We start from the raw sequence: 14,050 nt of genomic DNA on the forward strand, positions 1-14,050 counted from the left end.
TGAGATGAAAAAAGCAACAAAATGGTACAGACGATGACAGAAAAAATATTCTTGATTTCTATTCAGATTATAGGAGTCCTATTACTATTATTCTTAACTTTTTATATCCCCTATCGCTTGGCTCTTAGAAATAAAGAAAAAAGAACAATCTTTATTAAAAATGCAGTAAGAACTGAAGGGACTATAGAAGGAATAGTTTTAGCGAATATAAAGCCTATACATTTTTCCTTGAAATATTTTTTTACCGATAAGCACGGTGGAATATACAAGGGAACTGATGATATAGGGCTATCTATATTCAAATACAAAAAAGGTCAAAAAATTACTATTTATTATGACCCTAATAAACCAGATAAAAATATTATAGAGCACAAAGGAAAGAAGGATAGTTATGTCTAACATATTTGGATATTATAAAGCAGAAAATATGCCTAGAGTGACAAGCAGTGGTACAATCTCTGGGTTAAATGCATATATCGCAGCATTAGAAACTGGTCTCATAGAAGTATTAGAGTATAATAAAACTTTACCGGGCATAGCTTTACGATTTGCTTTGATCGGTGATGGTATAACAGGAGCTTCGAGCCAAACCTTAAACATAATATATAATGACGATGAAACGTTTAGCATAGATGGTTATCTTAACAATGCTAAATTTGCGCTAACTCAAACTGCTGCTTCTACCGCTATAGCTGGAGCTATATTTCTTATAACTGGCACCTCTGTCGGTATAGCCGGAGTTATCGGTATATCCGCCGCTACCTCTTTGGTGTTTTCCGTAATAGATGGTGTAACAGATAGCTTCTATGGAATGGGAAGACCAGTTAACGTTAAATTCTACGATCAGTCTGGAGAACATGTTTCTGGTTTTTTATATCCTGATGGGTTGGACGGTTCTGCCAATCAAAAAACGACTGCCGTTCGCAATTTAATTTTTGCCGCTGGTTCAGAAATAGCCAATGGCGGCACCATTGAGATTGAGACCTCATATTTTGACACATTGCTGGATAGCTCATACACTCTTTACGATGGTTCTTTTACTAATTTTATTGTAGGAGCAAGCGCCGCAACCAGCGTTACGGATTTTTTAACAACTGGTGATGGTAAAAATCTTGAAGCGCACGCCTTCGCGCCAAATAATCCCTCAACCGCTAAAGAATATTACTTCTTTGAGGATAATGAAGTGGCTCTTGATATACCGGTATTTATTAACGGTGTTAAAGAGGTAATAACTGTCAATAATATTTATGAAGGGAATACAAGTAACGCCCCTGATTCAATTTATATCGGAGATGGTACAGGCAAAAACTTAATAATAAACACTGGTTTCTCACCGACTCTTGTCGGTAATGAAAATGATGATTTAATACTTGGTGGCGGTGACGCTGAGGTGTTAAACGGAAAAGAAGGAGACGATATTTTAATCGCCGGTGGTGGCAATGACTTTCTCATCGGTGGCGAAGGCAACGATTATATAGATGGTGGTGATGGAACCGATACGCTGCAATATCTTCATAGCAATAGTTTCTTTAACAGAACAATAAATATAAAGGAAGGTGTCGGACATGTTCCTTCCTCATTATTTCGTTTTAGTGAAACAGATTCAATATTAAATGTAGAAGAAATAGATTTTGCTGATTCAGCGGACAACATCAATATTACATTACTCGCTAACACTGCCGTTCAGAAAATCCACGCCGGTGACGGAGACGATGAGGTATCAGTTGTTGGTTCACTGGTGGGGACATTCCCGAGAATCTTCCTTGAGAATGGCGACGATACTCTGCTCGCCGCTCCTCGTGGGAGTATCGTCTATGGCGGTAGCGGTGCTGACAAGTTTGAACTTGGCAGTGACTATCTGATAGCCGACGCTGACACCAGCGACACCATCACTTACGGCGGCAGAACAATCCATGGCGGGATTAACTTCAACACCCAAGAATCGCCATGGGCAAAGGGGTTGTATGGCGTGCGTTACGGCCGGAATGACGCTGACGAGCTGGTTATCGTCACTCCTGATGGCAGACAGACTTTCGTTGCTAACTTCAATTTTGACCTGGCGGGTGAGCGCACCGCCGGCTTGCTGGTTGGCGAGGGCAGTCTGGAGTTTTACCGCCTGTTGGAATCCCCGAAAGGCTTTAATCTTTACGGCACGTTTGAGGCGATATTCGGCTATTACATGAAGGCGATATTCGGCATCACCTTCTTTCCGGGCATTGACCCGCTGATACTGGACATGGATGGTGACGGGGTGGAACTGAACGCCCGTCTTGGTGTCTCGCCTTTTTATGATATTGACGCTGACGGATTCGCCGAGCAAACAGGCTGGGCACGGGGCGATGACGCTTTCCTCGTGCGTGACCTCAACGCTAACGGGATTATTGATGATGTCTCAGAGATGTTCGGCGATGTCACCACCACGGGCTTTGACGCGCTTAGAGTGCTAGATAGTAATAATGACGGAGTGATTGACGCCGCTGATAATGAGTTCTCCACCCTGCTATTATGGCAAGACGTAAATGAGAATATGCTAACCGACGCCGGTGAGCTGACAAGCCTTAATGCCGCCGGAATTACCTCCATTGATTTAAGCAGCACGCCAAGCGGTGAGCTGGTCGCCGGTAACTATGTTGACTCTGTGGGCAGCTTCACCCTAAGTGATGGCAGCACGCGTGAGATAGCCGACGTTACCTTCCGCGCCAATCAACGTGATACTATCTGGCTGGGTGATGATACGATAGACGCGGTGGCGGCAACCCTGCCCGAACTTAAAGGATTCGGCACACTAACCGACCTGAGAATAGCCATGACCGATAGCGCGAGCTTGAAGGGGGCGGTACAGACCGCGCTTACTCAGCTGGGAACGATTGACCTTGGGGCGATGATTAGCGCGATAACTCCGGTACTTAATGAATGGCGGGACGCGGTGCCCGCTCCTGCGGACGTACCGGGTATGGTGGCGCGCTCGGATGTGCCGATTCTCGCGATAAATGATATTAACGGCGCGCAGGTGATTGATTTTGCCTATCAAGTCAGTGACGAGCAGGGTTCGTACTGGAAGCTGGCTAGTGGTGAGGCAGTGAAGGATTCCGGCGGGGTGGTGATTGACCGTCCGCAAGTCGCTGATGTTATGGCGCAGACTCCAACAAGCGGCACGTGGCAGACATTTTCCGGTGAGCATATCCAGTTTCTGGAGCGTTATTTAAGTGTTGAGTTGCCGCTTGGGGTGGATAATTTAGCCGGCAGTACGGCGATTGCCGCCGCCGGTGATATGCTTAACGATATGTGGGATATGCTTGGTGGCATAGCGGTGCGGCTTGCGGCGCAAGGACCACTTGCCTCATATTTCGCCGGAGTTGAGTATAACGCCGCTGATGACCGTTTTGTGGCGACCACTGACCAATCACTAACCCCGACTATGGAAGCGATTTTCACAGCGGCTCCGGCGGGTGACGCGACAAGCTGGCTTGCCGCGTGGAAGCCGATAATCAATGTATTCCTGCAAAGCTTTGATCGTGGGAGTGACGGGCTTAAGGTGAGTTATGGTTTTCTGTTCAGTCATATCGTGGCGGCCTATGAGAATGTCGGGCTTTCGGCGACACTCACGCAAGCGGCGGATGCTTTTGACGTGCCGGTGGATTTAATCCGCGCCAATAGTGATGACATAAACGGAGATGGCGAGGCTAACCTTATCTATCTTGGCGCGGGAGACCAGATAGCGCGCGGCGGACATGGACCGGATAATTATATTGTCGGCAGGAATTTCGGACATGACATAATAGATGACCTTGAGAACCCGTTAAATGGCAGCCCAGACTGGCTGCGTTTCGCTCATCTTAACTCTGATGAGGTGACTATGGAGCGCAGCGGGATTGACCTTATAATCAAGGTAAACGGCACTGCTGATGAGCTGAAAATAATCGGACAATTCGCTAGGCAGCTTTCCGGCTTTGGTATTGGTGGGCTGGACGCTGATCGTGGTGTACTAGAGATAATTTTCGCTAATGGTGAGGTTTGGGACAAAATTGACATAGCGAAAGCGGTAGAAAGACACACTGATGGTGATGACCTAATTATCGGTACTGATACCATAGATTTTTTTGACGGCGGACTTGGCAATGACCGGCTTATTGGTGGCGCGGAAGGTGATATTTATCAGTTCGGGCTTGGTGATGGTCAGGACATAATAGAAGATAATATGAGCTATATAACTATGGATGCTCCTGATGTAGTTGTTTTTAAGGATGGCATAACTTTTGATATGGTGTCATTTACCCGTGATGGTTACTCACAGGATCTGGTGGTCAAAATAAACGGAACTAATGATCAGATAACCATAAAAAACCAGTTTACTGGTACTTATACTGGTGTTTATGGTTTGCATTTCCTTACTCGTATAGAAAATTTTATATTTAGTGATGGCACTAACATATCGTGGGACGATGTTCAGGACATAATCCTAGAGTCCAACCAAACGGATGGTGATGACGAGATTTACGGCTTTACCCGTACGGATATAATTGATGGTGGTGCCGGTGATGATTTTATGTCCGGTGGTGATGAAGGCGATCTGTACATAATGGGACTTGGTTATGGGAAGGATGTTATTGAGGACGGTAGAAGTAACGTATTAAGTGGTGATAATGATACTATACAATTCTTGGAAGGAGTTAATCCTAACGAGGTTATCATGTCACGACCAACAGTTGATGACCTAAAGCTTACCCTTATAGATGGAAGTAGTGTTCTGATAAAAGGACATTTCTACAATATAGACCAATTTACTTTCAGCCAAGATCGCATAGAATATTTTACCTTTGCTGATGGAACAGAGTGGGATTTTAACTTTATTAAGCAACGAATGCTAGAAATCAGCTCAACTGATGGTGACGATATTATTTATGGTTATTACTTTACTGATGATGTGATCAATGCCGGAGCTGGCAATGATATAGTAAATTCTTTGAGCGGCAACTCCACCATTACCGGAGGTCTGGGTGATGATCTACTTACTGGAGGAGGAGCCGATACTTACATTTATAATCAAGGTGATGGTGTTGATACCATAGATGAGGCAGTTTTTGCCGGAACTGACCAAATAATATTTAGCGGAGACGCACTTACTTCTACTAACGTCGTTCTTACTCGCTCCTCTGATTTTAACTCCGCAACGCTTACTTTTGGTGGAGTGGATGATACTATAATACTTCCTAATCAATTTTATAATTATAACGCGGGGATTGAATATATAGTATTTTCTGACGGAGTGACTTGGACTAAACGCGACCTGCAGGATAAATATCTATCAGATAACTCAACTGATGGTGATGATATTATAACAGGATTTGGTAGTAACATAACTCATTATGAAAATGACATAATTACTGGTGGGCTTGGCAATGATCAGATGAATGGTCTAGTTGGTGACGATATTTATATCCATAATCAGGGCGATGGTGTTGATACAATAATTGAGGATCAGTATAGTGGGAACGATACGGTAAGATTAACCGGAGCGGCTCTTACCTCAACCAATGTGACAGTTACTCGCTCCGCAGATTTTACCAGCGCTACGCTTAGCTTTGCCGGAGTATCTGATCAGATAATACTTAAAAATCAATTTGGCTCGCATGGTGCCGGTGTAGAGTATATAGAGTTTTCTGATGGCGTGACTTGGACAAAAGATGATTTACAAATAAAATATTTAAGTGACGCATCTACTGATGGAGATGACATTATAGTTGGTTTTGGCTCCGAGTTTAATCATAGAGTAGATGATATAATTACCGGTGGGCTTGGTAATGATGTGATGGATGGTCTTAATGGTGATGATACTTACATTTATAATCAAGGTGATGGTGTTGATGATATATATGAAGGTCTATTTAATGGATTAGACACATTAAAGTTATATGGTGATCTACTTACTATGGATAACGCTTTAATCACCTATTCAGAAAATTATACTAAAGTGACATTAAGCTTTAATGGCATAGATGATAAAATAATCATGAGTGGAGAACAATATCCATGGCCAGGTCTAGAAAGAATAGAATTCTCTGATGGAAAAATATGGAACACACCGAACTTTTTTGGTGGTGCCGCTTATGTTGATAATCAAGAGACATTTAACGGTACCGTAAATAATGATGTATTTATGAGCTTTGGAGCAAATGATACATTATATGGCAATGCTGGTGATGATTATTTTGAGGGTGGAGCTGGCGCGGATACGATAGATGGTGGAACTGGTGTGGATACTGTATCTTATTTTGGCTCTATTTCTGGAGTTGCCGTTAATCTTAGCACCAATGTCAATAGTGGTGGCGATGCGCAGGGTGACTTGCTCTATAATATTGAAAATATTATAGGTTCTAGTTTTGCTGACAATCTATCTGGTAATCCTAGTAATAATGTTATTCATGGTGGTCTAGGTAACGATACTCTATCTGGGGCAGTTGGCAACGACACTCTATTTGGCGATGGTGGCAATGACGTTCTTGATGGCGGTGCTGGTGGTGATTACATGGATGGTGGTGCTGGTGTTGACACTGTGTCTTATGCTTCGTCTGCGGTTGTTGTTGATATAGATCTTAGCCGTACCGGTCTGCAGGGCTGGGGAGCATCTGGTGATACGATAGTTAACGTGGAGAATATTATCGGCTCTGACTTTAGTGATCGCCTAGCAACTTCGGTGGTTGGTGGCACTATTCATGGCGGTTTGGGTAATGACATTATCAATGGTAGAGACGGTAGTGATACTCTTTACGGCGAGGATGGCAATGATACTATCTATGCTGGTGGTGGTGATGACATTATTGATGGCGGCGCTGGCGATGACACCATCTATAGTAATGGCGGCACTAACCTACTGATTGGTGGTGCTGGCGCGGATTACATGAATGGTTTTGGTGGAACCGCGATTGCTAGTTACGCTGATTCAATAGCAGCAGTAAATATTATTCTCTCCACTAATGTAAATACCGGTGGTGACGCACAGGGTGATAGCCTTGTTGGCGTACCGAACATTATCGGATCAGACTTTGATGACACTATTATCGGTGATGGCTTTGCTAACAGCCTGTATGGTGGCTTGGGAGATGACTTGCTTGCCGGTAGAGGCTTTGGTGGCAACCATATGGATGGTGGTGATGGTGTTGACACTGTATCTTACGCTGAATCATCACAAGTGGTAAGCATCAATCTTGATAGCACTGGCTCACAAGGCTGGGGAGCGTCTGGTGATACTCTGGTCAGTATAGAAAATCTTATCGGCTCAGCTTATAATGATACTCTCGCCGCAAAAAGCAGTGGTAGTGTCATCCATGCTGGCAGCGGTAACGACACCATCAATGGTAGAGCTGGCAGTGATACTATTTATGGCGAGAATGGTAATGATACTATCTACGCGGGAGCTGGCAATGATACTGTCTATGGTGGTGCTGGCGATGACCTTATTTACAGTCAAGCTGGAGATAATCTGATAGTTGGTGGCGCGGGAGCTGATACCATTAACGGTTTTACTGGAATATCCACCGTATCTTACGCTGATTCATCTGCGGCGGTAAACATCAATCTTGCCACTAACGCCAACACAGGTGGCGACGCGCAGGGTGACGTTCTGCAAGGTGTAACTAACATCATCGGCTCTGACTTCGCCGATAACCTCACCGGTGATTATAAAAATAATACTATAACCGGTGGCAGCGGTGTTGACACCATAACCGGTGGTAGTGGCTTTGATATATTCAAATATCTGGCAGATACCGATTCCGGCACTGGCGCGGGCAATCGTGATATAATCACTGACTTCAGCCACGCGCAAGGCGATAAGATTGACCTGTCAGCCTTCGCCGGTGACTTCATATTCATGGGAACAAATAACTTCTCCGCCACGGCAAATGAGGTTAATTACTCACAATCCGGTGGTAACACAATAATCGCCGTAGACTCCGACGCTAACGGACTCACCGACTTCGAGATACAACTCGCAGGGTTGCATGCGATGGTGGCTGGCGATTTCTTATTGTAGGAGGGGCAGAAAGGGAGAATTGCGGTGGAGACAAGTTGTATCAGATTAGGGTGTCCAGCGACTCATATAAAACTTACTACAAAACTACGAAAATATACTAAGTCGCTGTCGAACGCAAAAGAGGTGTGTCTTGAGACACACCCCTTTATGGCTTGTGAGAATATTTTTTATAAAAGTTTTTCAGATAATTTATAGCGACAGTGCGAACCTGTTTGCCTTCTCCTCCCGATACAAACATTTTTTCAAACGGAATATTTTTTAGTCGCCTGAATATTAAAAAAGTTGTGTTTTGAGATAGTGCTACGCTTGTGTGTTTATAGGAGTTATCATAAGAAAAAAGCGGTAATTTGTGCAAAGTATATCAGATTAGATTAGGGTGTCCAGCAGCAACTCAAAAACCGACACGAAACGAAGCTACTTCAGAAAATCCACTTCACCTGTTTTTATATCCAGAAGAGCGCCAGATATTTTTAGTTTTTTCTTCTCTATCAATCCCTCCATAATTCTACTGGAATGCGCGAGATGGTCAACCGAAGCACGCACATTAGCTATCGCCGCCTGCTTTGATTTTTCTTCCGGTGACAAATCAGCAAGACGTGATATAGCGAATATATGTGGTCTTATTCGGCTTACAATATCATGTATATTCTCTGATTCTATCGCCTGTGGGTCTTCTATATGGTCAAGAGTAGCGCCAATAGCCCCGCACAACGTATGTCCCATCACCAAAACTGTGTTTGTGCCAAAGGCACTGGCGGCGAATTCCACACTCCCAACCAATGAGGGAGCCACTATATTCCCAGCCACCCTGATTACAAATAAATCACCAACATCTTGATCAAAAATCATTTCAACCGGCGCTCTTGAATCAGAACAACAAAGTACTATAGCTTTTGGAAACTGTTTCTTATCGGCGAAATCTTTCAACTTTTTTATTGACGATTTAGACAACTGTATAGACTTGCCTTTTACAAACCTACTATTACCATCTTTTAACTCTTGTAATATCTGTTTAGGCGTTTTTTTACTCTTCATATTACTTCCTTAAAAATAAATTTTAATGACCATAATTCATAATATCACCATTTATCACACCATCAACTATGGTTATACTTCTTTGTGCTTTTTCAGCGAAATCTTGATCGTGAGTTACCACTATAATTGTACGATTATGTTGTTCTGATAGTCTTTTAAGGATATTCTGAACATTCTTGCTGGAAGAAGTATCAAGATTTCCAGTCGGCTCATCAGCAAGAATTATTTGAGGATCATTGGCAAGAGCGCGCGCTATAGCGACACGCTGACTTTGCCCGCCTGATAATTGTCTTGGTAGTTTATTTATCTGATCTTTAAGCCCTAAATCCTCCAACAACTCACTTGCTCTATTTTTTATTTTTCTCTCACTCAGTTTGGAAAGTCTCCTCATTGGCAACATCACATTTTCCAAAGCGGAAAATTCCGGAAGAAGAAAATGGAATTGGAAAACGAACCCCATATCTTTAAGACGTATCCTAGCGAGCTTTCTCTCACTATGAGTAGATACATCTTCCCCATCCACCCATATTTTACCCTGCGTAGGTTTATCTAGCAAACCAAGCAAATATAGAAATGATGATTTACCAGAACCTGAAGGTCCGGTAATCGCCACAAATTCACCACGCTTAATTTCTACATTGGCGTTATTTACCAATGTAACCTGTAACTCAGATTGTAATTTTCTAGTCAGATTTTCTGTCTTTATAATAATATCAGACATCTAACTACCTCTTAAGATGTCAACAGGCTTCACGTCAGCGGCCTTTCTAGCTGGCAGTAAAGACGCGAGCATAGAGGCAACCATAGCAAAACCATATGCTATTAAAAACTGAGAAACACTCCAATCAACAGGTATATTTATTTCCTCTGAGGCACCGGGTGGTCTTAAGCGAATAGTGGAAAGAAGCTTTATCATAATACTTCCTAAAGGTATGCCAAGCGCACAGCCGACAGTTCCTAATATCACACCTTGCGTAAGGAATATTTTTTTAATATCTGAGGCGTAAAACCCCATAGATTTAAGGATAGATATATCTTTTCTCTTTTCCATTATTATGGTGGAAATAACATTATATATGCCAAGAGCGGCGACAAAAAGCAGTGTGCTTACCACACTGTACATGATCACGTTTCTTACAACCAAGCTGCTTAATATATCCTGCGATGTTTCCTGCCAAGAAACAGATTTATAACCAACTATATTCTCAATATTTTCCGCTATCTCTCTTGCTGCGTAAGGATCTTTTACTTTTATTATAATATTATTTATCCGATTAGGACGATCCAGTAAGGTCTGCGCTTTTTTTAACTGAATGAAAGCCTGCCTTTCATCATAGCTTGAGCGACCAACATGAAAAAGCCCTACTATTTTGAAAATTCTTACCTGTCCGGTATTTGAGGTAAGGGTTATATTATTTCCCATCTCAAGAGCTAATTTCTTAGCCAGAGCCCTACCCATTATTATACCGTTAGAATTAGTATCAAGATTTTCAATATTGCCAGCAATCATATATTTTTTTATCGTGGTAACTTCTAAAATATCTGATGGTATCATACCATTTACGGTAATCGCGTAATTCTTACCGGCACTACTTATTAATGCTTGCTCAGCTAATGTTGGTGACGCTTTTATATCAGGATATATTGATTTCAAAGTTTTAATAATATTCTTGAACCCTCTTACCCCCCTATTTTCCGTAACAGGTTTCACGTTGCTTATTTCTACCGCTCCCCGCTCATACACCATTAAGGCGGGTTGTTTTCGTGAGTTACGAAATTCATCAACAATATTTATATGTGGCAAATTATCAACTAAGCGATTTATGAAATCACGCTCAGATCCTCTCATAAGCGATGATATAGCGAGAAAAAATGATACTCCTAAAATAATACCAGTAAGAGACACTATGCTCTGCCTTTTGCGGGCAAGTAAGTGACGAACGGCGATAAAAGTAAGCAGCTTCATTACTCTTTTATTTCTGTTTTTATTTCTGTTTCAATTACATTTACCGATACGCTCTGCCCTTCCTTAAAATTTTTGTTGCTTTTTATTACAACAAGTGAGTCTTTTGGCAGCTCATCCTCTATCTCGGTAAGCTCAACACCTTTTGCCCCAACGACAACTTCTCTATTTTTTAACTTACCGTCCTCTACCAACCACACTTTACTATCATTTATAGCACCACTTGGAATAAGCTGAGCATCATCCTGCTCATTAGTTATAATATTGGTTTCTGTAGTCATCCCTATTTTAAGAGGATTATCATCAGTAAATCCTACTCTTACCCTATAACTTCTTGCAACCGGATCACCTTTTGGCGTAATTTGCTGAACTTTACCGTGAAAGACTTTACCAATAAAAGCGTCAGCCCTTATTAACACCTTCTGTCCAACCTTGACACTTGCTATATCTTCCTCGTCAACTTCAGCGGTGATTCTAAGCGGTGAATTCTCTGACATCCAAAATATCGCTTCTCCCGCTGGAATGAACTGCCCTTCCTCACCATCACGCTTTATAAGCAAACCATCAGCTGGCGCTTTTATATTAAGATAATCAAACTTAGCCTGCGCCTCAAGAGTAGCCGCGATCGCCGTCTGCATATCAGCTTTTGACTGATCATACATTTTCTGTGAAATTGTTTTCTTTTTAAGCAGAGATTCATTTCTCTCAAATTCCTTTTTAGCGAATTCCCCACGACTTTTTAGTTGCTGAATAAGATATTTAAGCTCATCACTTTCCATTTCCGCTAGAATCTGTCCCTTTTTTACCACAGCCCCTTCATCAGATAATAACTTTACAATCCTTGACGATACATGAGGTGATAAAGGCATCATAATACTAGGCTCAACCGTACCCGTGGCGTAAACGGCGCGTACAGCTTGCCCTCTTATCGGACGAGTAACATCAACTCTTTTACTTTGAGAATAACTATAAAAACCATACCCAGCTAGCACACAAAACCCCACTGAGATTATAGCAAAATATTTTTTCATTATTTTTATGACCAACAATTACAATACTCAAATATGCCATACCGAAAATCATCGGCAGCCAGAGAATACTATGTAAATAACCATAAAAAGACAAACGGTTTGTTTACATTCTCTGTTTGTTTACATTCTCTTCTGGATAGTTTTACAGAAACCGGCTGGAAATAATGAAAACACAACCCACCGGAGAAAGCAGCACCCCCACCGGTACATCAACAAACATTTTATAAAACAAGAACCATGCAGCTCAAACTTAGGAATCAATATAATTGATCAAAATTAGGTTCTTGATTTCTAGAAACATAATTACAGCAGGTAAAATCCTTTGTCTCACTATCATAGTAAAAATTCTCAGCCCTAAAATAAGGACAAGGCTCTTTTTTATGACAAATCCTACTTATTACACTGTTTTTATTATAATGCATACACCCTTCACACACCTTTTCAGATAGCGCTATGGCAGCGGTCTTCGATAGCTTTTTAGACATAACTACCCCCCCTAGTGTCAAACACTAGAAACATACCACATTATAAACGAAATAGCACTAATTATTTACATCTGCTAACTGGTGAGTACCACACGGAACACCCACTGGCGAATTTCAACCCATCACAAACACGGTTATAACGAGTATTAGCTCTTATTGGACACTCATCATTAGCATTACAATCAAATTTACGAACATTTCCAACCGGATTTTCCGACTGACACATAGTATCGCTACAACGCAATATAGCGTCACTCTCACCTGAGCTTGATATTGTAGCCTCACATTCTTTCGCGGCAGCTTTTACTTCCTTGCTATATTCTCTGGATAAGTCTTTTTCTTCTGGGTGTGGTATTCCCTGACTTACACCGCTACAACCAGCCATTAACATCGCTACCGCAACACCAAGTAAATAAATCTTTTTCATTAATCATCTCCTTTAGCTGACAATAAATACATAATCAAAAAAACAGACGAAATATATACTATAATTTATAAAAATACTATTAATGAATAATTTAACCCATCTACTAGTGCTCGTGCTTAAGCTACTTTTTTATTTAGCGCGAACCTATAATGACCATCTTCTTCCTTCTTCGCTTGATACATAGCCTCATCAGCGAGCTTGATTAAATCTTCAGGATACTCTCCTGAACCGCTATAAATCGCTATACCTATGCTCACACCAATATTTATTATAATATCTTTAACAACAAACGGCTCTCTTATTGAGTTAATTATTCGCTCCGCCACAATCTTACATGATTCCTCTCCCTGGTTATCAATCTCTTCCAAAATAATCGCAAATTCATCACCACCGAATCTCGCGGCTATATCGGAATCACGAATACACTTATCAATACGCAACGATGCTTCTTTCAAGACTTTATCACCAAAATCATGTCCATAGGTGTCATTTACTGATTTGAATTTATCAAGATCAAGGAACATAACAGCGAAATTATGTGAGTGTCGCTTACTTCTCTGGATAGTTCCACTTAAATGCCGCTCAAAATAAAAACGATTAAACAAACCAGTTAGCTTATCATAGTGAGCGTTCTTATATAAATCAGCTTCAATATTCGCACGCTTGAAAGAATCTTTTACCACACCAAGAAAATCAATTTGCGGTATATTATGTTTAGTAAGATAATCACAGGCACCACTAGTAATAGCGCTTGCCGCAATCTCTTCACTACCCTGACCAGTTAACATTATAATCGGGGTAAAACACCCACGCTCTTTAACTTTATTAATAAAGTCTATACCATCACCATCAGGCAACATATAATCAACGAATATACAATCATATCTCCCTTTGTTAAACTCCTCAAACCCAGAGCGTAAATCATCAGCTTCCACATAACTAGCATTAAATCCAGCTTTGGATACGCATCTCCTGATATTAAGTCGGTCAACTCTATCATCATCTATAATCAGAAGACGTAAATTCGCCCCTTTTTCTGGTATACGTATGGATTGTGAATATTGGTTCATACTATTT

General features: G+C 41.5%; 9 protein-coding genes. 2 read left to right on the forward strand and 7 right to left on the reverse strand.

Annotated features, from left to right (window positions below; genetic code table 11):
* Window positions 1-33: 33 nt before the first annotated feature.
* Window positions 34-399: a DUF3592 domain-containing protein gene (locus R3D71_10065; GenBank protein MEZ5691990.1), complete on the forward strand. Its 366-nt coding sequence runs from the start codon at window positions 34-36 to the stop codon at window positions 397-399.
* Window positions 392-8,032 carry a calcium-binding protein gene (locus R3D71_10070; GenBank protein ID MEZ5691991.1) on the forward strand — a complete coding sequence of 2,547 codons (7,641 nt, stop codon included), beginning with the start codon at window positions 392-394 and terminating at the stop codon, window positions 8,030-8,032. The genes R3D71_10065 and R3D71_10070 overlap by 8 nt, the downstream gene beginning before the upstream one ends.
* A gap of 414 nt (window positions 8,033-8,446) precedes the next feature.
* Here R3D71_10070 and R3D71_10075 read toward each other — a convergent pair whose 3' ends face one another.
* The 7 genes from R3D71_10075 to R3D71_10105 form a co-directional block, all read right to left on the reverse strand.
* On the reverse strand, window positions 8,447-9,067 hold the full coding sequence (locus R3D71_10075; protein ID MEZ5691992.1) for a carbonic anhydrase: 621 nt from the start codon (window positions 9,065-9,067) through the stop codon (window positions 8,447-8,449).
* 22 nt (window positions 9,068-9,089) lie between these two features.
* Window positions 9,090-9,788: an ABC transporter ATP-binding protein gene (locus tag R3D71_10080; protein MEZ5691993.1), complete on the reverse strand. Its 699-nt coding sequence runs from the start codon at window positions 9,786-9,788 to the stop codon at window positions 9,090-9,092.
* Window positions 9,789-11,033, reverse strand: a complete 1,245-nt coding sequence (locus R3D71_10085) for an ABC transporter permease (protein ID MEZ5691994.1) — start codon at window positions 11,031-11,033, stop codon at window positions 9,789-9,791.
* Window positions 11,033-12,061 (reverse strand): efflux RND transporter periplasmic adaptor subunit, encoded by a 1,029-nt coding sequence (locus R3D71_10090; protein MEZ5691995.1) that lies wholly within the window; start codon window positions 12,059-12,061, stop codon window positions 11,033-11,035. The genes R3D71_10085 and R3D71_10090 overlap by 1 nt, the downstream gene beginning before the upstream one ends.
* 257 nt (window positions 12,062-12,318) lie before the next feature.
* A complete protein-coding gene (locus R3D71_10095) occupies window positions 12,319-12,546 on the reverse strand; it encodes a hypothetical protein (GenBank protein ID MEZ5691996.1) in 228 nt (75 codons plus the stop codon).
* A gap of 61 nt (window positions 12,547-12,607) precedes the next feature.
* The gene (locus tag R3D71_10100) at window positions 12,608-12,973 is read right to left on the reverse strand and encodes a hypothetical protein (GenBank protein MEZ5691997.1); all 366 of its coding nucleotides are present in this window, start codon (window positions 12,971-12,973) and stop codon (window positions 12,608-12,610) included.
* Between the two features lie 116 nt (window positions 12,974-13,089).
* Window positions 13,090-14,043: a diguanylate cyclase gene (locus R3D71_10105; GenBank protein ID MEZ5691998.1), complete on the reverse strand. Its 954-nt coding sequence runs from the start codon at window positions 14,041-14,043 to the stop codon at window positions 13,090-13,092.
* Window positions 14,044-14,050: the final 7 nt, after the last annotated feature.

The sequence above is a fragment of the Rickettsiales bacterium genome (genome assembly GCA_041396965.1).
GTDB lineage: Bacteria > Pseudomonadota > Alphaproteobacteria > Rickettsiales > SXRF01 > SXRF01.

Excerpts from the sequence above, each read along its gene's own strand:
- R3D71_10065 (MEZ5691990.1), top strand. The coding sequence starts at position 34 with ATGACAGAAAAAATATTCTTGATTTCTATTCAGATTATAGGAGTCCTA.
- R3D71_10070 (MEZ5691991.1), top strand. The coding sequence starts at position 392 with ATGTCTAACATATTTGGATATTATAAAGCAGAAAATATGCCTAGAGTG.
- R3D71_10075 (MEZ5691992.1), bottom strand. The coding sequence starts at position 9,067 with ATGAAGAGTAAAAAAACGCCTAAACAGATATTACAAGAGTTAAAAGAT.
- R3D71_10080 (MEZ5691993.1), bottom strand. The coding sequence starts at position 9,788 with ATGTCTGATATTATTATAAAGACAGAAAATCTGACTAGAAAATTACAA.
- R3D71_10085 (MEZ5691994.1), bottom strand. The coding sequence starts at position 11,033 with ATGAAGCTGCTTACTTTTATCGCCGTTCGTCACTTACTTGCCCGCAAA.
- R3D71_10090 (MEZ5691995.1), bottom strand. The coding sequence starts at position 12,061 with ATGAAAAAATATTTTGCTATAATCTCAGTGGGGTTTTGTGTGCTAGCT.
- R3D71_10095 (MEZ5691996.1), bottom strand. The coding sequence starts at position 12,546 with ATGTCTAAAAAGCTATCGAAGACCGCTGCCATAGCGCTATCTGAAAAG.
- R3D71_10100 (MEZ5691997.1), bottom strand. The coding sequence starts at position 12,973 with ATGAAAAAGATTTATTTACTTGGTGTTGCGGTAGCGATGTTAATGGCT.
- R3D71_10105 (MEZ5691998.1), bottom strand. The coding sequence starts at position 14,043 with ATGAACCAATATTCACAATCCATACGTATACCAGAAAAAGGGGCGAAT.